This window comes from Bacteroidota bacterium, assembly GCA_041658205.1.
In the GTDB taxonomy this organism is placed as follows: Bacteria; Bacteroidota; Ignavibacteria; order UBA10030; family UBA8401; genus UBA8401.
Map to the genome: position 1 here is coordinate 1,176,342 of JBBAAO010000001.1, position 22,437 is coordinate 1,198,778.

Here is a 22,437-nt window from a genome sequence, read left to right on the forward strand (position 1 = left end):
AGAATTATTACGTACACTCATTTTAAAAGCAAAAACTTTTTACTCTCCCTGAATTCTCCCGCCTTCATAGTGTAAACATAAACTCCGCTCGGAAGCGTTGAACCGTCGAAGTGAACATTATACTCCCCAGCACCCTGCACTTTACTCACCAGGGTTGCTACTTCGCGCCCCAGCATGTCAAATATCTGAAGGTCAACGTGTGACTGCCAGGCAATTGAATACTGGATTGTAGTTGTAGGGTTAAAGGGATTCGGGTAATTCTGAAATAATTTATAATCCTGTGGTATATCCACTCTTTCATCAACAGCTGTCCCAGAGCCATTTGCAAAAGAATATATAAGTGTGCTGTATGATCCAACGGAAATATTTTTTATTTCAAATGAATTACCAACTGTGATTGGTGCAGTGCCGGCTGCTGTAAGCAGATCGGTAACGTTATATGTCCCGGATTTTACAACATTTCCATGCAGTGTAAGCGTGAGATTGGACTGTGCGACGGATGTTGTATTGACAACCACCAAAATCGATTTACCCTGATAATGTCTCATATATGCCATTACCGGAGTAGCCGTACACGTAAGTCCTTCATATTCACCCAGGCGGAGTGCAGCCTCCTGGTTCCTGATGGCAATAAGTTTTTTGTACCAGTTGAGCATTGACATCGGGGCCGCCTGCTCGGTCGCTACATTGACTGTAGTGTAGCTGCTATTAGGCGCCATCCATGGTGTTCCCGTAGTAAAACCGGCATTGGCATTACCCGTCCACTGCATAGGCGTCCGTATTTGTTGGTCGGGTTTGGCTCCCAGCATTCCCAGTTCCTCGCCGTAATATAAATATGGTACGCCCGGGAATGTTAGATATAGTGAAGCTGCGGCCTTTGCTTTATCGGTGTTATTCTGCAATGAGTTCATTACCCGGTTCTGATCATGATTGGTAAGAAACGTTCCGTATTGAAGAAAAGGATAAATGTTACTGACTTTCTGTATTTGGGCTGATAAACCCCTTGCATCTCCGTTGTTTACGGCATTCAGGATTGAGGAGGCAAGATCAAACTCAAAACAATAGTCCAGCCGGTTATTTGTAACATAATTTAGAATTGTCTCGCTGTTGGTCCAAGCTTCACCAACTGCAAAAGCATCCGGTTTGGTCTGCTTTATATGCTGGTCGAATTCATTCCAGAAGTTGAGCGTTGCCTGTGTGTTTTGACCCTGCTGACCTGTTTCCATAATATAAAGCGCCGCATCAAGGCGGAAGCCGTCAATTCCCATTTCCTTAAGCCAAAAATCTGCGGCTGCAAACATGCTGTCTTTGAGAGCCTGTGTTTCATAATTCAGGTCTGGCATGCCGGAGCCGAATACGCCATAATAATAACCCGATGAACTGCTGAACCATGCTGTGCCGAGCGGACCGGAATAACCGGGATTCGTCTCTGACCAGCGGTAAAAATTTCTGTAAATCGTGTTGTTCTGAGACGACTGCTGGAACCACGGATGCTTGTTTGAACTATGGTTCATTACGAAATCAATAATTACACGAATACCCCGTTTATGTGCTTCGCTCACGAATTCCTTCACATCATTCATGTTACCGTAAGCCGGGTTAACATCGCGGTAATTTGTTACATCATATCCATGGTAGCTTGGGGAAGGGTTTATCGGCATAAGCCAAATTCCTGTTATACCAAGATCCTCATGCGTATCGGGGTTTCCGTCATTAAGATAATCAAGTTTCTGCGTAATGCCTTTAAAATCCCCAATACCGTTGCCGTCGCTGTCGTAAAAGCTGCGTACAAAAAGCTCATAAAACACGCTGTTATTCCACCAGGAGATTCTGCCGGTGTCGCGTTTGTTTACCAGAATATAATTATTTTTTACAAGGGTGTCGCTGAGGGTTGAATCGCTGACAATAAGCCTTGCACCATAACTGCCTGCTTTAGCGTAGAAAACCGACGGATTCCTGTCTGTAGATGAAGCGGGTGTTCCACCTTCAAAGGTCCACTGCCAGTTTGAAATTTTGCCCGATGATACGTCGGAATAATATACCTGACCATTTTCAAATAACGTCAATGAGTTTGCAGTAAAGTCCGCCTTCGGCGGACCGGTATGTGAAACTTCATTATTATACCAGACAGTAATAATATTGGAATCGGGTTTTACCTTATAGGTTCGGTTTGGTCCGCCATTAGGAAATTCCTCACGTCCATTCCACTGTCCGTTAATCCTGAATTTAAAGTCGGCCGACGCATTTGGGGTAAATCCGTTAATTACGATCTCATAAATTTTATCGTCGTCAGAATCGGCCAGTTTAGTGACGGGCGAGCCCCAGTTGTTGAATGTTCCGGCAAGGTCTACATATTCGTTCGCCGGGTCAAACTTTCCCATAGAAATCAGGTAGCCCATATTTACCCTGAAGGTAATCGGAACAGTTTGTGAATGAACGGCAGTTTGTAAGCTAATCAATAAAGAAATGATGAACAGGAATCTAAGAGAATTTTTCATGGGAGTTTCTTTAGTTTATACAATCGATTAAATCGATTAATTTCGATTCAATATAGAACTCGTGTAGTGATAACTGATGTTTTATGTCTTTTAATAAAAATTATTCTGTAGTGATGTCGAGCTATGAATAAAAAAAAACCGGGCAGTATTTGCCCGGCCAGAAAAAACCTGATACTATTTTATTAAGATCATCTTTTTTGTTGAGATGAACTCTTTGGTTTGCATTTTATAAAAATATATACCGCTGCTTAATCCCGCAGCATTCCAAGTGGCATAATAAATACCCGGCTGCTTCACTTCATTTACCAACGTTGCAATCTCGTGACCTACAAGATCATAAATCTTTAACGAAATTAATCCTTCTTGAGCAAGACTGTATTGAAAATTTGTCGTTGGGTTGAATGGATTTGGATAATTTTGTTCAATGGAATATGTTAGCGGAATTGTTTGACCAGCATGTTCATCAACACGAAGAAGGGCGCCTTGTTTTGAAAAAGGCGCAACACCAGAGGCGATTGTTGCGGCAAACCATGTATTAGCAGCATCAATTGTCATAGTAAAGTTATTGCCGTCAAAATCTCCGCTTGTTACTGTTGTTGGTGCACCTCCATAAATATAGCCATCGGTATTTCCTGGAACGAAACCACTGCCCGATTTTTCATTAATGTAAGACAAAAAATACATTCGACTTGGTCTTCCACCGAGAGAGTCCCATGGAATTTTGGCTTCATATTCACTGCCATCGACAGAAATTGTTCGCGTAAACGCATTGTTTGACACTTTGACCCATATTGATGAGATTGCATTAAATTTATACGATCTATCGACAGTTGCACTTTCAAAATTCACAAAAAAATTAGCAGTAAAAGGTAATTTCGCATTTACACCTCCATAAGGGGAGAGAGAGTCCAAACCAGTTCCCGATGTGGGTACTCCCTTTGGGTCGGTATCAATCCATAAAATTCGTTGATGTCCCGATGTGCCCCCTTTCCATGCAACATAAAGATTCACATTATCCCACGTCAAATAGAATTTAACACCATCGTTTGCAAGATATTCTTCATCAGCTTCCCAGTCTGCTCCATTTGTTCCATTTGTAGCTCCTTTTGTTATTACTCCATCAATGGTAATATTTCTGTTCGTTGAACCAGTCGATGTCGCCAACACGTTGCTTAAGAAGAAGAAAAAAGGTAAAAGTATCAGTATCAATTTTTTCATATTGTCTCCGAAAAAATAAGATTTTTATGAGAATGGATTTCACTCTTGCTTGCAGAAACTTCACGCAGGGTAAAACTTTTACGATGCATAAGCAATTATTGAAATCGCTTCCATTGAGAATTGCTGCTTCCGAGACAAGGATACTTTCGGAAACCTGCAATTATTGTCGTAATGAGTAAAAAAAGAGGGCAACAGAGTGTTGCCCTCCAGAAGAAACTATTTCATCAAGATCATTTTTTTCGTGGAGACAAACGATCCTGCATCCATCTTATAGAAATAAATGCCGCTGCTGAATCCTGAAGCATTCCATTGGGCAGTATAATTGCCCGGCTGCATCACTTCATTTACGAGCGTTGCAACTTCTCTTCCTAATAGATCATAGACCTTTAAAGATACAAAACCAGCTTGTGCAATTTTGTAACTTAAAGTGGTGCTAGGATTGAATGGATTTGGATAATTTTGATCCAATGTGAATGTGTTCGGTGCTATTTGTGCTGCCGATTTTTCTACATCCAATACTGTGAGATTCCACCACATAAGGGATCCCGCCGGTTGCCCGCCGTCTGCACCTGTATATGCCGGTCGTGAAGTCGGATAGGTGAGCTTCATTGTATCCAAGTAGTATTTCCAATCTGAACGCTGGAAATCTTTTGTTGCATCAAATCCGGTATTAACTTTTTTCTTATTTGCACCTGCTGGATCATAATACCACGTAGCAAACGGAACTAAGTTTTTACTTGAAAGTGTAAATGCGATAGTATCTTTTCTGAAAGCTGTAAGAGAATCTGCAGCAAGCTTTTTGTTAATATAGCTAGTGAGTGGTATGAGACTTCCAATTCCAAGCGTACTTTTTGTATTATACCATGTTTGAACTCCCGATGTTACTGCATAATAGTTATTTCGTACAACGTATGCTGTCGAAACAACCTGTCCAGCAGAGTCAGGGACACTGCTAACGAATGTCATTTTGTTTTTACCATTTGGTTCTTTCTCGTTTGCATCACCAAATTCAGCCAATCGCACGTCATCGGTAGAATCGCGACCCAGAACGAAATTGTCAACAAATAGATTATTTGTAATAGAAACTTTTGTACCTACTTTCCCTAATTCCATACAACCATGTGTCGACAATACATTAACAATTGTATTATGATCAAAAATAAACAACTTAATTCCACCAACGCTTGAATGGTGACGAACAATTCTATCAGTACCGTCGGTGAATGTGCAGTTTCTAATGATGACGCTATCGATCGAAGTGTTTCGTAAATCAAACGGTCTGCCATTGCCGATATCTGAATTATAGATATTACCCCATTGTGTAAAAAGAGTATTTGTCACAGAAACCAAGTGAGTAGCTGAGGGTACTTGAATTTGTGATCCATTTGCTCCTAAAAGAAGGCAGCTGTCAACCTGAAGATCGAATCCTGCTCCGTTGACCTTAATAATTTGAGTCGGCATAAGTGATATGTCCGCGGCAATAGTAGACCAACCTACTAAAGCTACATTCTTTAGCCAAAAGTTTCCACGAACATCAAATTGAAATGCCGGATATGTAGCTGTGACTGGATTTTTAAATGAAAACACAACAGGTTTTTTTCCTGTACCGGCTTCTGCTTTTATGCTCAGTGTCCAAGCATTATTGCGTATGGAAGAAACTAATAAATATGATCCATTCCTTTTTAGCACGTATGTTCGGTTTGGATTATTTCTTGCTCCTAACGCAGTCGTATCTCCAGCTATTTGATCGTTAAGATATTTTCCGGATGTAGCAAAATCCGGTAACACTACTTCATCCGCAGCCTGCCCGTAGGATAGGACTGTGGAGCATAAGATGACACTTAGAACGATAACAATGCCTCTCATTGGAACCTCCTGTATTTAGTGAATGTAAATTGTGGTTTAGGGTTATAGCTCAATTCTTACTCCAAGTTCAGCAGAAGCACCATATCTGTTGTTTACATTTGGCAAATCCCATTCTGAATGAAATCTATTAGCAGTGGTTGTTCCTTCTTGTGTATTGGTAATATTGTTTAAATTTAAAGTGACCGAAATAAAATCCGTGAACTTCTGTTTCAATGTTACATCCCATCGAGTGTATGCATCCTGAACTCCGTCACTTCTCTGATTAGAGGAAAATGTGGCGTTGTAGCTGCTCTGATGAAACATTGAAATTCTGAATGAAAAATCTGCGATGTCGTATCCAAGAGAAGCATTTCCAAAAAATTCGGGTTGATCTTCCAGTTTTTGCTTTGTATTGATGAGAAAAACTTGTGTTCGAGGTGTCGGAAAAGGGAATGGATCCTGAATGACAGTATCTGTCACTACTTTGGATGAGGTAACCCAAGTTTCTGATCGTACGATCGTGATATTGTAATTCAAAACAATATTGCTTAGGAAACCGGGAAGGAATTTAAAATCTGTTTGATGCTCAATTTCAAATCCCCAAACACGCGTCGGCTTTGTTGAATTGTAAGGGAAATTGAGATTAAATTTACTGTTCACACCGGGGAAAGGATCCTTCCATGGAACGCCAAGACTATCAAGCGTATTCTGTCCGGAAACCTGAACCCCATTTGTTGCGTGGTACATATTTTTAATATCTTTATAAAATGCAGATGCAGAAAATAGCCCGATCGTATTTCCATAGAATTGTGTCTGAATCTCATAGTTCCAAGCGACAGCATTTTTTAAGTTCGGATTACCAACGGTCATCGTATTAATACCGGTAATTGAACTTGCAACGAATTTCTGTAATCGTTGATTAAAATCCGGTCTGGCCAACATCTTGTAACCGGCCAAGCGTATGTTCATAAAATCTAACGGTCTAACAATTGCATGAATGTTAGGAAGAACAACACTTTCTTGATGAAAAACAGTCGTGTCTCGTAATTCACCAATTGGGAACGGAAAACCACTGAGGGTTTTTGGTGTATATTTTGAATTGTAGTCATTGTCATCACTTTCTATTCGAACTCCTGTTACAAGAGAGAATTGTGCGCCAATATTCAAAGTATTCATAGCATATCCGGCAAGGACACGTTCGGTAATTCCATAAACATCACCCTCTACTTCAACGTTTTTCTTATATTCTGGATCATTTCCCGTTTGATCTAAATAACCGTTAATGTTGAGTTGTCTCCATAAACGTAATGCATCCCTATTGATTAATGGATACAATGCATATTTCCCGTAAATAGCGCGATTTTCCGGAATAGCATCAAGAAAATTTGAGAAGATAACTAAACCCCCTTGTGTTAATTTCAAGTTCTCAAATTGTGTTCCCGACAAATCTTTTCTTACGACTGTACCATCTTTCTGTTTTGTCCAGACAGGCCATGTATGCAGATAATAATTTGCTCTTGTTTGATGAAACGATGCATATCTTGATTTTTGTCTATATTTCCCGCCAAATTTTAATTCACCGGATAAAAAATCACTTAAAGAATATTCTTTGGAAAGATTAAGCGATACACTTTTTTCTTTATCAAAGTTTGTCTGTGCATTATCGTTTGCATGATCAATGGTTGCTGTTTGAAAATTATTCAACGCGTAAGGAATCCACTTTTCAACGGGACCTTTAGCATAATCTTTAGGGACGTTACTCATTCCAGAAATAGTTTTCCCCGTAGAATCACGTAAAGAAGGCTCGATCAAATTTAATTCAAAATCAAAGGGATCATCTCTTTTTGCCTGAGAGAAGGCAAGATTCCAATTTACTTTCAATCCAACAAGGTAATTTTCGCCATGGAGAAACGAATTAATCGTAGTAATTTCTGTCTCCCTATCTCGATAGTCATAAATGACTTGTCCTGTTTGTGTATAATTCCGATTCGACGTCAAATAGTTTCTCGAAGTTTGATTCAACATCGTGTTTATTAAAAGACGACCTCCATCGGGTGTATCAAAATCCAAAATGATACTTCCGCCGCCGCGTTTTCGTATTTCATTAGTATAGAGTGGTCTGAATGAAGTGATTTCATAATCATTGCCATTCTTTATTCCCGTGAGATCGTAATTAAGATCTGTTGATTCATTGCTTCTAATGGCCCGTTCGAGGTTGCCGGATATTTGAATCCCAAACAAATCGTCAAAAAAACGTTCTCCGTATCTTCCGGAAAAATTGTATTGGTTTGCGGATTTATCTAAACCGTTATATGATCCCCTGGGTTCAATTCTAATCAATCTTTCCGATGGAGCTTTTCTTGTCACTAAATTTACACTGCCAGCAATGGCATCGGCATCTTTATCTGATGTGGATGCTTTCGTCAGTTCGATTCCTGCCAACGATCCCTGGGAAATTGTGCTTAAATCAACTCCACGTTCATTCGCATCGGTTGGTGCCATTCTATTTCCATCGATTGTGACAACGGAAAATTTATCACTTAACCCGCGCAAGATTACTTTATTAGCCTCGCCTCCACTACGGAGCAAAGACACACCAGGTAAACGACCAATTGCCGATGCTGCGTTAGCATCAGGCAGCTCCTGTATTTTCTCTTCGGATACAACATTCATTATGGATTTTGAAGTTATTTGCTGATTTATAGCAGCCATCTGTCCCCGCATTTGCGCGGTGATCACTACTTCCTCGCCGGCAATAATGGCCGGATACAAACGAACATGAAAGGATTGATTTTGATCTTCAGAAAAAGTTAAAACAAGTTTTTTTGATTCGTATCCCACACACGAAACCCGTACGGTATATGTTCCCTCGGGAATGTTATTAATTCTATAATTTCCTTCAATATCTGTTATTCCACCCAACGATGTTCCTTCGAGAAACACGTTGATACCAATCAGTTTTTCATTGGTGGTAGAATCTGTGACTGTCCCTTGGAGGACATTCTGTCCGAGTCCGAGAGAGGAGAGAGTAACAATACAACAGAGCAGCAACAAGGTTTTCATACGTATCAATCTTTCAAACAAATACTAAATGAGTGAAGAATATTTGATCATGACAATTGAATCATTCGCGCAACAATTTTTCTGTTCTTTGATTGGGAATCTTCCTTAACGCCGTTTAGGTTTACTGTGTGTTTGTATCTTTGATGAAATAGTTTTTCGTCCGCTAACACATGAATCACGAATAATAAGCTGTGGTTTCAAAATGCGACGTATTGATCCTTTTTTACCCTCAATTTGTCGGACAAGTACATCCATTGCTTGATGTCCAATGATATTTGTCGGTTGTTGGATTGTCGTCAAAGGAGTCGCAGCAAATTGACCGCTTTCAATGTCGTCGAAACCAATAATTGCAACGTCTTCAGGAACTCGCAATCCTTGTTCTAGGATTGCATATTCAAAACCGAGTGCAGCAAGGTCGTTATAGACAAACATCGCATCAGGCTGTACTTTAATCTTTTTAAATTGCTTTCCAATTTCGTAGCCAGATTGATAATCGTACCATTCGCCGCGCATACCCAGGTGAAAGAGTAATCCTTCATCTATTTGTCTGCCATGTATTCGCAGGGCCCGTTTATATCCTTGAAGTCGAAGATTACCGACTTCGTTTCCTTTTTCTCCATTGATATACCCGATTCTTTGATACCCAAGTTTTATCAGATAATTGGTAGCGATGAATCCTCCAAGTTCGTGATCACAACCAACGAAGGGAATATCTTCATCAGCGATATACGAGACCATGACAAAAGGGAAGTGTTCCTGCAATAATTTTTTAATGGTAGGAGTAGCATGGTATTCATGGGTCATGGATGCAATGATCATACCCTTAACCCCAAACTTTCGGAACCGTGCTATCTGAGAATCTTCGCGTTCCGCCTTATTGGATGAATTTGAAATGAGAACGTGATACCCAAGTTTGTAAGCGGCTTCCTCAACGCTGTCCATGACGCGTGAAAAAAAAGGAGAGCGGATATCCCGGAAAACAAGTCCGATCGTTTGCTGCTCGCGTTGGTTTGACTCAAGAAGAGACTTAGCGACATAGGTTCCCATACCGACCCTGCTAAAGGCAACTCCTTCGTAAATCATTGTTGCGAGGGCTTTTTTTATCGTAATAAGGCTTACTCCGTAATGGGCAGCTAGTTCTGAATGGGAGCCAATCTTCTCGCCGACCTTAAGCTTTTTGGAAGCAATTTGGGCCTTAATATCGTCAACGATTTGAAGATAGAGTGGGGTAGAGTCGTTTAGTTCAATAGGCATAAAATAGTTACTTGGTATACTAGGTATTCCTGTTGGCTTAACTTAGATGATTTATTCTTCTTTGTCAAGAAGTATTTTCTTGGGGGATCTGCTGAAAGGAAAAGTTGTACGGTCTGTAACGTTAGTGTGAATTAAACCTAAACCAGACTTGAACAATTGTTATTTTCTCTTTGCGAGAAATTATTCAATGAATGGCGATGATAAAATTGTTTTTAAGAGATGATACGCTGATGCGGTTAAAGTGATATTATCGTGCCGTAATTGCGGAAAGCATGTTACGAAGAATAAGCGCAATATTATTTTACACTATCAATAATGTTGAAGTCGATCATTCAAAAATAAATGCATCTTTTTTTAGTTCATTGAACATCACTGCCTCTTCAAGATATTTTTTAAACAATCTTTTTTTAATATCCGATTCTTTTCTGAATTCAATATGCCTGATTTGTTTCAGTTCCTTACCGGTAAATATTCCATGCTCATCAGACATCAAATATCCTTTGACAAAACCAATATAGATACCATCTTTTGTTTTGAGGGGACTTATGTAACAAAGCAACCCTTTTCTTGTGTAAAACGGAACAGTAAATTTAATTGTTTCTTCAATATCAGGGAATGCTGCTAAAATAATTTCGCGAACAGCGATCATAAGACCACGGACATGTTTTGGAGAATGCTTGAGGTACGCATTTACTTCTTTGGATTTTTTAGATTTCATGTCCTATGAAATTGTAAGGGAGGAATTATTTCGATGTGTATTGTAGAGCGCGTTTAATAAGATCTTCGATAGAAATATTGTTGCCGTTGATATCGTTCAGCACTCCTCGCAACGATTGTTCCGCTTTTTCCCGGGAAAAACCAAGTGACATTAACGCTGTCAATGCTTCGGAACGAGTGGATGCTCCAGTATTTGGAAAGTCGATGATCTTGTCGGAGCCTTCGATTTTTGCCACTTTATCTTTCAGTTCAAGCACCAAGCGTTCAGCGGTCTTTTTCCCGACACCTGGAATTGCCGTTAAAGTAGAAATAGCACTAGTAGTGATTGTGCGTGCTAATTCATCAGGGCGAATTCCGGAAAGTATTGTTTGAGCCATCCTCGGGCCAATACCTGATACACTAATCAACATGCGAAACATTTCTCGTTCGCCGTCAGAGGAGAATCCATACAACACTTGGGCATCTTCACGAATATGGTGATGCGTTAGGATGGTAACTTCCGTATTGACTTCTGTCAATTGTTCGTATGTAGAAAGTGATATATTGACAGCATATCCCACTCCCATCACTTCAATGATAATCTCTGTCGGAGATTTTTTTGTTACTATGCCTTTAAGATATGAGATCATGTAGTTTTGTTGAATGTAATAATTTTATCGGGATGAGATGCAATGTATGATTTCCAATTCTTACCATTGTTACGGACTTTTGATGGAAGAGTGGACTCTGAAGATGAAATTTTAAAAGCATGACATACTGCAACTGCAAGAGCATCCGTTGAATCAAAATGTTTGGGCGTCGATCGCAATTTCAACATCGATATCATCATATACTGTACTTGTTCTTTTGACGCAGCCCCTTTTCCTGTTACTGCTTTTTTAATTTCACGTGGTGAGTATTCCGTTACTGGAATTTCGTGATTAACTCCCGCTAAGATTGAAACTCCCCGCGCCTGTCCTATCTTGAGTGCAGATTGAGCATTCTTTGAATAAAAGGCTGTCTCAATTGCAAACTCATCCGGATGAAATCTATCGATAACGGAGCATAAAGTCGAATAAATTTTCTTTAGTCGAAGAGGCATTGACACTTCAGAAGCATTCTTAATTACACCAACATCAAGCAAGGACAAGGTCTTTCCATTTTGCTCGATGACGCCGTAACCTGCTATCAATGTTCCCGGATCAACTCCCAAAATAATCATTTAAGGTCTTTTATTTTTAACTGCGTCAGTGTAACTCCTGTAAAATCGTTCTCGTCAATCGAAAATACAAGATCAAGATTATTTAATTTTTCTTTCACTTTGTTCATCATTGACCCGAGCCCAAATCCGATACAATCAAATGAAATGCCGTTCTTTTTAATTTTGAACCGCAAGTGATCTTTTCCAACAATCCGAGGAAGGCCAATAACCTGAACACCTTTGGCAAGGAAGGTCGGTCGCATATTTTGCGGACCGAAGGGAGCGCATTGTTTCAAAATTCTAAGATATTTTGGAGTTAATTCTGCAAGATCGATTTCTGTATCGATATGAATCAACGGGGTGAGCAAATCTTCCGTTAACATTCCTTTTACAACAGCATTAAATGCTACGCGGAATTCATCAACTCTATCCAGATCAACGCTTAATCCTGCAGCATATTTATGTCCGCCAAACTGAAGCAATTTATCTTCCACCATTTTTAGCGCTTGGTGAATGTTCACACCGGAAATACTTCGAGCGGATCCCTTCGCAACACCTTCGAGTGTTGTTAACATCACAGCAGGACGGTAATATTTTTCCACCATACGCGATGCGACAATACCGACGACACCCGGATGCCACTTCTCTTGATGCATCACAATGGCGCCGTCGCCGTTATCTTTAAAATATTGTTCGATCAGACTTTGCGCTTCTATAAAGACACCTTCGTCAATCTTCCGACGAGTGAGATTTTCCTGTTCCAGCACGCGGGCAAACGCAATCGAATCTTGATAATCATCGCTGACGAGCAATTCGACTGCACGTTTTGCATCACCAAGCCGGCCGACGGCATTAATGCGGGGAGCCATTGCAAACACAATTTGCCCCGTTGTGATTGCGCCGATCTTCAAACCTGCGCTTTCTAATAGTGCGCGAATTCCAGGACGAGTATTGGAGTTGATTCGTTCAAGACCGAGGCGGACAAAAATTCGATTCTCGTCGATTAGTGGGACAATATCCGCAGTGGTTGCAAGGGCAACGAAGTCAACATACTTTTCTATTTTCTCTTCGTGTCCTAACGTGCGTGCAACTGCTTGAATGAATTTATAACCAACTCCCGTTCCACAAAGACTTTTGAACGGGTAGCGACAATTCGGTTTTAAGGCGTCAAGGATTGCAACGGCGTTTGGCAATTCATCAGCTGGTTCGTGATGGTCGCAAATGATCACATCAATTCCGAGTTGACCGGCGTACTCAACTTGTGCTAATGCCGTAATGCCGCAATCAATAGCAACGAGGAGGGTGACTCCTTCTTTTTTTGCAAATTCAACGCCAGGCTGTGAAATGCCATATCCTTCCGTCAAACGATCAGGAATATAATAAGTAACATCGCAACCGATCTCCTTGAAATAGAGATAGAGCATTCCTGCTCCGTTGGTCCCGTCAACATCATAATCGCCGTAGACAAGGATCTTTTCATTGTTATTCTTGGCGCGGAGAAGCCGGTCAACAGCAATGTACATCCCATCCATTAAGAAAGGATCGTGTAGTTGATTGATAGAAGGGCGGAAATATTTTTTCGCTTTTTCAAATGTATCGATTCCCCGGTTGATGAGAATAGAAACAAGTGAAGAGGAGATAGTTAACTCGTCAGACAGTTGTTTAACAAGTTCTGCTGGTGGAGCGGGAGCGACCGTCCACCGGTATTCTTTTTTTGATGTCAATGCAATTCTCCAATGCGATACCGATACTGATCGTTATCTTGTGAGAGAATGCATCTTTCATTCTCAAGTGTTGCACAAAGCCAACAAAGCGCTGGGTTTGCCGATAAGCCGAATTTTGTCTTTTTCCCGACAAATCGGAAAAGAGGCAATCATTTCTCTTGATCATGCATTACTGCATGATTCTAGCGACCTACCCGTTTCGTCTCGGTGAAGAATTGAGCGGACATCTCTTTTTCCATGAATGGAAAACGAAACTTACGCGGTCTTGCTCTCAGTGGGGTTTATCATGTCCCGCATAGCGGGATCCTTTATAGGACCGGCAGTATTACTACTACCGCGGTGCGCTCTTACATTAAGTACGCTTGATTGCATACCGCACCTTTTCACCCTTATCCCGATGCAGAGCACCGGGACGGTATATTCTCTGTGACACTTTCCGTATCCCGACGGATCGGGACCCCGGACGTTATCCGGCACTGTGTCCATCCCGATACATCCTAAGACGGATCGGGAAAGAGTTCGGACTTTCCTCCATAATTCGTGAATGAATTACAGCGATTGCCTGGCGTACCACGGCAACTTGTTGGCTTTGCACAACATCTCGCTGATGAGAATGAATAGATGATGAATTAAAAACTTTTTCGACCCGATCGAACGAGCGAAGGGCCGCTATCATCATGAAGGATGTGATGATGAAAATTTCTACCATACTTGATTACATTTGTAAATCGATCGCTTCATTTGCCAACGCATCCGCTTCTTTATTTAAAGAGCGGGGGATATGACCGATAGAAAATTTGAATGATGCCGATCCCAGAGCTGCTTTCACTTTTTGGAACATCACTTTCAAACCGGGATCTTTTACTTTGTACTGGCCGTTTAATTGACGGGCCATCAATTCGCTGTCCGTCTGTACAACAAGTTCAGTGCAGCGAAAAGTTTCTGAATCGCGCACTAATTCTATACACTCAAGCAGTGCAGTATATTCTGCGATATTATTTGTTGTCGATCCCAGATATCGCTTGTGAGTGAGTACGGTAGCACGTTGCTCATCTTTTATAACTATCCCGATAGCTGCATGGCCGGGATTACCGCGCGATGCACCATCGGTAAAAGCTTTTAATTTCATTGAACCGCGTTCGCTGTATGTGCTAATTCATCCGATACAACGATACGTCCGCAATGCTGACAGAGATATATTTTATCATTGCGGCGGATTTCCATAACGTGTTGAGGAGGCACTCTGTTGCCACAGCCGCTGCACGATTGTTTTCTGATTGTCGAAACTGCTTTTCCGCGTCCCGATCGAATTTTATCATACCGTCCTAAAATATCTTTATTTAATCGGGCAACGATTTTTTCACGTTCGTGATTATATTTCAATTCCTCTTCTTCCGTCTCTTTAGAAACGACCGCAAGTTCATCCGCTTTTTCCTTCAATGTTTCGTTCAGTTCATTCAACGAGTTTTGATATTCTTCCAATTCGCCCTTTGCAATGGACATGTGGTTTTCAAAATCCTCAAACTGTTTGCCAAGGGTTTTCACCGATTCTTCTGCAAAGTCGATTTCTTTCGTGATCGCATCATATTCTTTATTGTTGCGGACTTGATACTGTTGTTCTTTATATTTTTTCAGTTTCTCTTCGAAATCTTTGATGTCGTTATCTGCTTTATTTCTGGAAGCGACAAAGTTATCAATAAACTTCTGTTTTGAATCTGCTTTTTCCGTCAATTCGGCGATTTCTTTTTTCAGATCGCGCACTGTTTCCGGCAGATCGCCCTTTAATTCTTCTACATCATCCAAATTGCTGTCAACTTTTTGAAGCAGATATAATAACCGAAGTGTTTCTTCCAATGGAGTCTCCTTGCTTAAAATATATGTACGGGATTTGTACTATGTTGTGTAATAAAAATTTTTTCGGAATGGTTGTTCCGTTTGAACATTTCAATAATCTTATCAGCAAGAACAGGGAGTATGATCCGTTCTGTCTCATAATGTCCTGCATCTATCAACAATATTTTTTCTTCAGCATCTTGGAATGTGTGATATTTTAGGTCCGCTGTTACCATGGCATCCGCATGGAGTGCAATGGCATCGTTGATATACTCACTTCCTGAACCACCACAAACAGCAACGCGTTTGATGGTGCGAGCGTTTCCAGAAAAACGTAACGCTTTTACTTTCAGTTTCCTTTTTACAAGAGTTAAAAAATCTTTTTGAGCTATTCCATTTTTCAGATTGCCGATTGCTCCCAATCCATATTCCGTATTTTTATTTTCTAGTGGATGCAATTGATAAGCGACTTCTTCATATGGATGCGCTTTCAACATGGCCAACAGAACGGATCCAATCTTCCAGTTTTCAACTAACATTTCTAAACGCGTCTCTTTTGCTCGTTCTAATACTCCCACCGTACCGAGAAAAGGTTTTGCATCATTCATTCCGCGAAACGTGCCAGTACCTTCGCCACGGAAACTGCAATGATCGTATGTCGAGAACATTCCGGCACCCGCTTCATGCATCGCTTCAGCAACACGTTCCGTGTGTCCTTCAGGAACAAACACAACAATTGACGTCAAACTTTGCTTCATGGGGGAGAGGACTTTTACATCAGTCAATCCCAATGTTTTTGCCAACGAAAAATTTACACCCCAATTCACACTGTCTAAATTTGTATGTGCAGCAAATACATTAATCTTATGTTTCGTAAGATACAGAACGAGTTCGCCAACGCGAGAAGGTTCCGTAATTTTTTTTAAGGGATGAAATAACAACGGATGATGCGTGACAATAAAATTTACATTTTTTTGCTTCGCCTCTTTCGCAACATCCATCGTTAGATCGAGTGCAACTAAAATATTTCTTATGGTGTCATTTTCACGCCCAATAAGAAGTCCAACATTATCTCTGTCCCACGCTACAGCTGAAGGGGCAATCTGCTCAAACTGATTTTGGAATTCTTTTATTTTCACTCTTGACAATTAGGGCACAACAAAAAAAACGTCCCGTTGGATTTTCGGGACGTTTTCTTGTGATTGAAAAATTGTAGTACGCGCTTTTTTCTTTTGCGTTATCAGTTTCTTCGGAGTAGGCGTCATAGTTTGAATTATATTCTTCTTTAAAGTAGCAAAACTATCGAAAATAAGCAAGATTGACTTTGCCTCAATTTTTCGGTAAGTTTATGGCGAAAAATTTATTCTTTGGCGATTTCTTTCAACCAAATCTTAATCCTTTGGAGTGTAACGCATTGATCACTGAGTACGGCTATGATGTCTTCTTTTCTGTTACGGTATTTTGTCTTATCCTGGGTTTAGGTTCTTATTTCTTCGTTGATCAAACCATTGCAAAATCAGTTCTTATCGCATCGGCAATACTGCTTTTTATCTTCACGCTAAACTTTTTTCAAGACCCGGAAAGGGTAACTCCGTCAGGGGAAAATCTGGTTATTTCGCCTGCTGATGGCACGGTTATCAAAATTGAAGATGTTGTTGAAGAAAAGTATCTAAAAGGGGAAGCAAAGATGGTGTCCATTTTTATGTCTCCAGTGAACGTACATGTGAACCGAAATCCGATAACAGGTACCGTTGGATATTTTGAATATGTGAAAGGGGAGTTTTTTGCAGCATTTGAAGACAAAGCATCCCTGAAAAATGAGCAGACTCATATTGGTATGGAAAATGGGAAGGGAAAAGTATTTTTCAAGCAGATTGCCGGGTTTATTGCGCGAAGAATTGTAGCCAATGTGGCTGTGGGAGACAGTGTTGAAGCGGGAAAGCGTTTCGGAATGATCAAATTTGGGTCACGCGTTGATATTTATGTTCCGAAGAGCGCAGAGATAAGAGTTGTGATAAATCAAAAAACTGTCGCCGGCGAAACAATTGTTGCGGAGATGAAGTGAGAATAACGCGAGCTGTTGTTCCGACATTATTCACTGTCTTGAATATGTTCTGCGGATTACTCTCCATCGTCCAATCTAGCGAAGGACATTTTGTTGAGGCGTCATATTTTATTATTCTTGCCGGAGCATTCGATGCGCTTGACGGATTGATGGCACGATTAACAAAATCGAGCAGTCAATTTGGTGTTGAAATAGATTCCCTTTCAGATGTGGTCTCCTTTGGCGCTGCTCCTGCATTTCTTGTGTATAAGATTCAGTTGTACCAAATGAATGAATGGGGACTTATCATAAGTTCGTTGCTGATGATTATGGGAGGGATCCGATTGGCGAGATTCAATGTGCAGTTGGTCGGGTTTGATAAAAATTACTTTGTAGGACTTCCTATTCCGTCCAGCGCACTTGCGATTGTGTCATACATCCTTACATTTACTATAGACGGAAATCGTTTGGAAGGATTGGCTGCAACAATGTTAGCACCGTTGAGTATTGTTATGTCGCTTATTATGGTCAGCAAAATTAAGTATGATACACTTCCAAAATTTTCCGCAAAGGAAATCAGAAAACATCCTGTAAAATCGATTTCATTTTTCTTTAGCATATTTTTGATTGCTATTACAAAGGGGCAAGCGCTATTTTATCTCTTTGCAGCGTTTGTTCTTTTTGGTATACTTCGATATCTATATTATAGTGTAGTAAAATCCGCTCATAAAGAGATCAAAGAAATTGGTGCAGAAGAAGCACCGAATTACGACATTTAACAGTGTGAAAAGACTATGTACCAATCAACAATTACAATAACACTTCGTCCGTCAATTCTTGATGTTCAGGGGAAAGCTGTTGAGCTGGGAATACACACGCTCGGATTGAAAGAAGTTGAAAATGTCCGTATCGGTAAATCGATTCAGATGACAGTGAATGCAGCAACGGAAGATGATGCAAAACGGATCACCGAAGAAGCATGTAAAAAACTGCTTGCAAATTCTGTGATGGAAGATTTCACGTACACGATACAAAAAGTATGAACAGACCAAAGATGAAATTTGGAATTGTTGTGTTTCCCGGCTCCAATTGCGATCACGATGCATATCACACTACAAAACATGTGTTAGGTCAGGAAGCGGAGTTTCTCTGGCACAAAGAATCTGATTTGAAAAATTCTGATGTCATCATCCTCCCCGGCGGATTTTCCTATGGTGACTATCTTCGCACAGGTGCCATTGCACGTTTCTCACCCATCATGAATGAAGTAATGAACTTTGCAGAGAAGGGTGGAGTTGTTATTGGTATTTGCAATGGATTTCAGATTTTATGCGAATCTGGTCTGCTTCCAGGCGTATTGCTGAGAAATCGTTCATTGCTGTTTTCCAGTAGGCATGTGAACATCAGAGTAGAACATTCGGAGTCTCGGTACACGAACACACTTACTTCCGGAGACATTCTCAGTATTCCCATCGCGCATGGCGAAGGGAATTTTTTTGCCGAACCGGATACGATAAAATCGTTAGAAGAGAATGGACAAGTGGTATTCCGTTATTGTGATGAGTATGGAGAAACAACGGACGAATCAAATCCAAATGGCTCAATCAATAATATTGCCGGAATTATGAACAAGACCGGTAATGTGATGGGAATGATGCCGCATCCGGAACGTGCAAGTGAGATACAACTTGGTTCTGCGGATGGGAAAAAGATTTTTGAATCGCTTATTCAGAGTTTCGTTTTACAATCAGCATAACTGGAAAATATATATTTGTTCCAGTGATTTTTAGAAAGGATGGATATTATGTTTGGAATGGGAACATCGGAATTAATGTTAATTGGTTTGGTAATTTTAGTTCTCTTTGGCGCGAAAAAAATTCCTGAGTTTATGAAAGGAATTGGGAAAGGTGTCAGTGAATTCAAAAAGGGAATGAATGAAGTGCAGAATGAACTGAACAAAGAACCAACAGAAACAAAGCCGGAAGAAAAAGAAAAGAAGTAAATATACCGTTCATGATGTGCACTTATTGCTGCGATTAATTGCCAGACGAGATATTAATTTTCGTTGAGCATGTAGCGGAACCTTTTTTTAATTCCTCAATTTGAATATTCACGAAACATACGACTCCTACCGCAATCGTCTACTGAACGGCGAAGAAACCGTTGAATCACGTGTCAGTGGACATCTCTCAGAAATCAACCGCAGAAATAATCTTAACGCATTCCTTTCTGTCTTTCATGATGAATCAGTTCATACTGCCCGGGAAATAGATGGTAAAATCAAGAACGGAAATGCAGGTCCGCTTGCAGGAATGGTAATTGCTATAAAAGATGTCCTGTGCATGAAGGGAAAAATAACGACATGCGGTTCGAAGATGCTGGAACATTATGAGGCGATTTATGATGCGACAGTAATCAAAAAACTTCGTGATGCGGACGCGCTCTTCATCGGAAAAACAAACATGGATGAATTTGCCATGGGTTCATCGGGAGAAAATTCTGCGTACGGTGCAACAAAACACCCGCTCGATGAATCTCGTGTTCCAGGCGGTTCCAGCAGCGGATCGTGTGTAGCAGTCGCAGCAGGAATGGCTACCACATCGCTTGGTACGGATACTGGCGGTTCTATTCGACAGCCTGCAGGACTTTGTGGAATTGTTGGATTAAAACCGACATACGGAAGAGTTTCTCGATATGGGCTTGTTGCGTTTGCTTCTTCATTCGATCAGATCGGACCATTTTCTCATTCTGTCCGCGATGCGGCTAGAGTATTGCAAGTGATCGCAGGAAGTGACGAAAATGATTCAACATCAGCAAACATTGATGTTCCTGATTATTTGTCTGCAATGAATCGAAATGTGAAGGGAATGAAGATTGGTCTACCGAAAGAATATTTCTCTGATGCACTGAATTCCGAAATTCGCTCAGTGATTCAAGCAAAAGTGGATGTGTTGAAGCATGCTGGTGCTGAGATCGTTGAAGTGTCATTACCAAATTCCGAATACACAATTTCGACATATTATATTCTTGCAACTGCTGAAGCATCCTCCAACCTTGCACGATACGATGGTGCTCGATATGGATATCGTTCACCAAATGCAACGGATTTGCAGAGCATGTATGTGAAGTCTCGCAGCGAAGGATTTGGTGATGAAGTGAAACGTAGGATTATGCTCGGCACGTATGTGTTATCTTCCGGATATTACGATGCATATTATCGGAAAGCACAGCAAGTCCGCCGATTGATTCAAAATGATTTTATGAATGCCTTTAAAACCGTTGATTGTATTTTAACACCAATTGCTCCCAGCACGGCATTTAAATTGGGAGAAAAAATGGATGATCCGCTGCAGATGTATCTAAATGATATCTATACTGTTTCAGCAAATCTTGCAGGAATTCCAGGGATGAGTATCCCGGCGGGTGTTGATAAAAACGGATTACCGATCGGTATTCAATTACTTGGGAAACAATTTGGTGAAGCCACAATTTTGAAGGTTGGAGATTTTCTTGAAACTGTTAATTAATATTTACTCTCACATTTAAAAAATAAATTCTATGAGCATTCTCGTCAACAAAAAAACCAGACTTGTTGTACAGGGCATTACCGGTGGTGAAGGAACATTTCACACATCGCAAATGCTTGCATACGGAACAAACGTTGTCGCTGGTGTTACACCCGGCAAAGGTGGTTCCCATTACAAAGGAAATGAAAAGGATCAATTCAATCGCGAAGTACCGGTCTTCAATACTGTTGCCGATGCTGTGAAAGAGCAGGGAGCAAACACTTCTATTATTTACGTTCCGGCTGCATTTGCTGGAGACGCGATTATGGAAGCAGCAGACGGCGGTGTAAAATTGATTGTCTGTATCACCGAAGGAATTCCTGTGAAAGATATGGTTCAGGCATATGAATATATTTCCCAAAAAGGTGTCCGTCTTATCGGACCGAATTGCCCGGGGATCATTACTCCCGGTGAAGCAAAAGTTGGTATCATGCCTGCGTTCATCCATAAACCGGGGCGTGTTGGCGTTGTTTCTCGAAGCGGAACATTGACGTATGAATCTGTTTGGCAATTGACGGAACGAGGAATCGGCCAATCGACCTGTATCGGTATTGGCGGCGATCCAATTATCGGTACGCGATTTATCGACGCGATTAAATTATTTAACGAAGATGATAAGACAGACGGTATCATTATGATTGGTGAGATCGGCGGAAGCGCTGAAGAAGAAGCAGCAGAATACATTAAGAAAAATGTTTCGAAACCGGTTGTTGGATTTATTGCCGGAAGAACTGCTCCTCCAGGTAGAAGAATGGGACATGCCGGCGCGATTATCTCCGGAGGGAAAGGGACGGCAGATGAAAAAATGAAAGCGATGAAAAGCGCTGGAATTTTTGTTGTGGATTCACCAGCTTCGATGGGTGAAATGATGAAAAATGCACTCACAAAAAAATACAAGGCATCGTATACGCTCAAGGCAAAAAAGAAAACTGCCAAGAAAAAGGTTACTGTAAAAAAGAAGACCATGAAAAAGAAAAAGAAATAACAAGAATCATATTTGTCACAATACATTAGTAAAGGGAAAAACAATGGCTGTTGAAAGAACATTATGTATCATGAAACCGGACTGCGTTCGTAAGGGTCTGCAAGGCGCGGTACTGTCGCAAATTCAAAAAGCAGGATTCAAAGTACTCGGATTCAAACAAGTACAATTAACAAAGGAACAAGCAGGTGCATTTTATGCAGTACATAAAGAACGTCCGTTCTACCCGTCACTGGTTGAATTTATGACATCGGGTCCGGTTGTTCCAGTGGCGTTAGAAAAAGTAAATGCGGTAGTAGACTATCGAACATTAATCGGTGCAACCGATCCTAAAGATGCTGCAGAAGGAACCATCCGTAAATTATATGCAGACAGCAAAGGGGAGAATATTGTTCACGGCTCAGATTCGGCAGAAAATGGAAAGATTGAAGTAGCATTTTTCTTTGCTGAAAGTGAATTAGTCTAATAAAACTATGTTGTAAGAATCAAATATTGAACGGTCGGTGAATAGCC

At 40.7% G+C, this 22,437-nt stretch carries 20 protein-coding genes and 1 other RNA gene; 8 read left to right on the top strand and 13 right to left on the bottom strand.

The genetic code is table 11. From position 1 onward, the window contains the following. Positions 1–17: 17 nt before the first annotated feature. From WDA22_04805 to WDA22_04865, 13 genes are all read right to left on the bottom strand, one after another. Positions 18–2,498 (bottom strand): alpha-amylase family glycosyl hydrolase, encoded by a 2,481-nt coding sequence (locus tag WDA22_04805; protein ID MFA5832782.1) that lies wholly within the window; start codon positions 2,496–2,498, stop codon positions 18–20. Between the two features lie 174 nt (positions 2,499–2,672). Then, positions 2,673–3,716, bottom strand: a complete 1,044-nt coding sequence (locus WDA22_04810; protein ID MFA5832783.1) for a T9SS type A sorting domain-containing protein — start codon at positions 3,714–3,716, stop codon at positions 2,673–2,675. Between the two features lie 216 nt (positions 3,717–3,932). Further along, the gene (locus tag WDA22_04815; GenBank protein MFA5832784.1) at positions 3,933–5,582 is read right to left on the bottom strand and encodes a T9SS type A sorting domain-containing protein; all 1,650 of its coding nucleotides are present in this window, start codon (positions 5,580–5,582) and stop codon (positions 3,933–3,935) included. A gap of 42 nt (positions 5,583–5,624) precedes the next feature. Continuing rightward, positions 5,625–8,624, bottom strand: coding sequence for a TonB-dependent receptor (locus WDA22_04820; protein MFA5832785.1), 3,000 nt, complete (start codon positions 8,622–8,624; stop codon positions 5,625–5,627). Positions 8,625–8,729: 105 nt separating this feature from the next. Next, positions 8,730–9,878: a GntR family transcriptional regulator gene (locus WDA22_04825; protein ID MFA5832786.1), complete on the bottom strand. Its 1,149-nt coding sequence runs from the start codon at positions 9,876–9,878 to the stop codon at positions 8,730–8,732. A gap of 328 nt (positions 9,879–10,206) precedes the next feature. Continuing rightward, positions 10,207–10,596, bottom strand: a complete 390-nt coding sequence (locus WDA22_04830; GenBank protein ID MFA5832787.1) for a DUF1801 domain-containing protein — start codon at positions 10,594–10,596, stop codon at positions 10,207–10,209. A 25-nt stretch (positions 10,597–10,621) separates the two neighbouring features. After that, positions 10,622–11,224 (bottom strand): Holliday junction branch migration protein RuvA, encoded by a 603-nt coding sequence (gene ruvA, locus WDA22_04835; protein MFA5832788.1) that lies wholly within the window; start codon positions 11,222–11,224, stop codon positions 10,622–10,624. Continuing rightward, a complete protein-coding gene (ruvC, locus tag WDA22_04840) occupies positions 11,221–11,796 on the bottom strand; it encodes a crossover junction endodeoxyribonuclease RuvC (protein ID MFA5832789.1) in 576 nt (191 codons plus the stop codon). The genes ruvA and ruvC overlap by 4 nt, the downstream gene beginning before the upstream one ends. Next, the gene (recJ, locus tag WDA22_04845; protein ID MFA5832790.1) at positions 11,793–13,499 is read right to left on the bottom strand and encodes a single-stranded-DNA-specific exonuclease RecJ; all 1,707 of its coding nucleotides are present in this window, start codon (positions 13,497–13,499) and stop codon (positions 11,793–11,795) included. The genes ruvC and recJ overlap by 4 nt, the downstream gene beginning before the upstream one ends. A gap of 88 nt (positions 13,500–13,587) precedes the next feature. Then, positions 13,588–14,073, bottom strand: an RNA gene (rnpB, locus tag WDA22_04850) — RNase P RNA component class A. Between the two features lie 141 nt (positions 14,074–14,214). Then, the gene (locus tag WDA22_04855) at positions 14,215–14,628 is read right to left on the bottom strand and encodes a ribonuclease HI family protein (protein ID MFA5832791.1); all 414 of its coding nucleotides are present in this window, start codon (positions 14,626–14,628) and stop codon (positions 14,215–14,217) included. Next, positions 14,625–15,353, bottom strand: coding sequence for a C4-type zinc ribbon domain-containing protein (locus tag WDA22_04860; GenBank protein ID MFA5832792.1), 729 nt, complete (start codon positions 15,351–15,353; stop codon positions 14,625–14,627). Before WDA22_04860 ends, WDA22_04855 begins: the two co-directional genes overlap by 4 nt. Before the next feature lie 14 nt (positions 15,354–15,367). Further along, positions 15,368–16,471 (bottom strand): Nif3-like dinuclear metal center hexameric protein, encoded by a 1,104-nt coding sequence (locus WDA22_04865; GenBank protein MFA5832793.1) that lies wholly within the window; start codon positions 16,469–16,471, stop codon positions 15,368–15,370. Between the two features lie 209 nt (positions 16,472–16,680). Between WDA22_04865 and WDA22_04870 the strand changes: the two genes are divergently transcribed. The 8 genes from WDA22_04870 (at position 16,681) to ndk (ending at position 22,390) form a co-directional block, all read left to right on the top strand. Continuing rightward, positions 16,681–17,397, top strand: coding sequence for a phosphatidylserine decarboxylase family protein (locus tag WDA22_04870; GenBank protein ID MFA5832794.1), 717 nt, complete (start codon positions 16,681–16,683; stop codon positions 17,395–17,397). Continuing rightward, positions 17,394–18,155 carry a CDP-diacylglycerol--serine O-phosphatidyltransferase gene (pssA, locus tag WDA22_04875; GenBank protein MFA5832795.1) on the top strand — a complete coding sequence of 254 codons (762 nt, stop codon included), beginning with the start codon at positions 17,394–17,396 and terminating at the stop codon, positions 18,153–18,155. The genes WDA22_04870 and pssA overlap by 4 nt, the downstream gene beginning before the upstream one ends. 15 nt (positions 18,156–18,170) lie before the next feature. Beyond that, positions 18,171–18,419 carry a phosphoribosylformylglycinamidine synthase subunit PurS gene (gene purS / locus WDA22_04880; GenBank protein MFA5832796.1) on the top strand — a complete coding sequence of 83 codons (249 nt, stop codon included), beginning with the start codon at positions 18,171–18,173 and terminating at the stop codon, positions 18,417–18,419. Continuing rightward, a complete protein-coding gene (gene purQ, locus WDA22_04885) occupies positions 18,416–19,132 on the top strand; it encodes a phosphoribosylformylglycinamidine synthase subunit PurQ (GenBank protein MFA5832797.1) in 717 nt (238 codons plus the stop codon). Before purS ends, purQ begins: the two co-directional genes overlap by 4 nt. A 48-nt stretch (positions 19,133–19,180) precedes the next feature. Then, positions 19,181–19,378: a twin-arginine translocase TatA/TatE family subunit gene (locus WDA22_04890; protein MFA5832798.1), complete on the top strand. Its 198-nt coding sequence runs from the start codon at positions 19,181–19,183 to the stop codon at positions 19,376–19,378. Positions 19,379–19,478: 100 nt separating this feature from the next. Continuing rightward, complete coding sequence (gene gatA / locus WDA22_04895) at positions 19,479–20,903, top strand: Asp-tRNA(Asn)/Glu-tRNA(Gln) amidotransferase subunit GatA (protein ID MFA5832799.1); 1,425 nt, start codon at positions 19,479–19,481, stop codon at positions 20,901–20,903. Between the two features lie 31 nt (positions 20,904–20,934). Beyond that, positions 20,935–21,927: a succinate--CoA ligase subunit alpha gene (gene sucD, locus WDA22_04900; GenBank protein MFA5832800.1), complete on the top strand. Its 993-nt coding sequence runs from the start codon at positions 20,935–20,937 to the stop codon at positions 21,925–21,927. Between the two features lie 43 nt (positions 21,928–21,970). Then, complete coding sequence (gene ndk / locus WDA22_04905) at positions 21,971–22,390, top strand: nucleoside-diphosphate kinase (protein ID MFA5832801.1); 420 nt, start codon at positions 21,971–21,973, stop codon at positions 22,388–22,390. Positions 22,391–22,437 lie beyond the last annotated feature (47 nt).

Coding starts and splice junctions, on each gene's coding strand:
- ruvC (MFA5832789.1), bottom strand. CDS start 11,796: ATGATTATTTTGGGAGTTGATCCGGGAACATTGATAGCAGGTTACGGC.
- purQ (MFA5832797.1), top strand. CDS start 18,416: ATGAACAGACCAAAGATGAAATTTGGAATTGTTGTGTTTCCCGGCTCC.
- WDA22_04890 (MFA5832798.1), top strand. CDS start 19,181: ATGTTTGGAATGGGAACATCGGAATTAATGTTAATTGGTTTGGTAATT.
- WDA22_04855 (MFA5832791.1), bottom strand. CDS start 14,628: ATGAAATTAAAAGCTTTTACCGATGGTGCATCGCGCGGTAATCCCGGC.
- WDA22_04815 (MFA5832784.1), bottom strand. CDS start 5,582: ATGAGAGGCATTGTTATCGTTCTAAGTGTCATCTTATGCTCCACAGTC.
- ndk (MFA5832801.1), top strand. CDS start 21,971: ATGGCTGTTGAAAGAACATTATGTATCATGAAACCGGACTGCGTTCGT.
- WDA22_04820 (MFA5832785.1), bottom strand. CDS start 8,624: ATGAAAACCTTGTTGCTGCTCTGTTGTATTGTTACTCTCTCCTCTCTC.
- WDA22_04830 (MFA5832787.1), bottom strand. CDS start 10,596: ATGAAATCTAAAAAATCCAAAGAAGTAAATGCGTACCTCAAGCATTCT.
- WDA22_04805 (MFA5832782.1), bottom strand. CDS start 2,498: ATGAAAAATTCTCTTAGATTCCTGTTCATCATTTCTTTATTGATTAGC.
- ruvA (MFA5832788.1), bottom strand. CDS start 11,224: ATGATCTCATATCTTAAAGGCATAGTAACAAAAAAATCTCCGACAGAG.
- WDA22_04810 (MFA5832783.1), bottom strand. CDS start 3,716: ATGAAAAAATTGATACTGATACTTTTACCTTTTTTCTTCTTCTTAAGC.
- purS (MFA5832796.1), top strand. CDS start 18,171: ATGTACCAATCAACAATTACAATAACACTTCGTCCGTCAATTCTTGAT.
- WDA22_04870 (MFA5832794.1), top strand. CDS start 16,681: ATGGCGAAAAATTTATTCTTTGGCGATTTCTTTCAACCAAATCTTAAT.
- sucD (MFA5832800.1), top strand. CDS start 20,935: ATGAGCATTCTCGTCAACAAAAAAACCAGACTTGTTGTACAGGGCATT.
- WDA22_04825 (MFA5832786.1), bottom strand. CDS start 9,878: ATGCCTATTGAACTAAACGACTCTACCCCACTCTATCTTCAAATCGTT.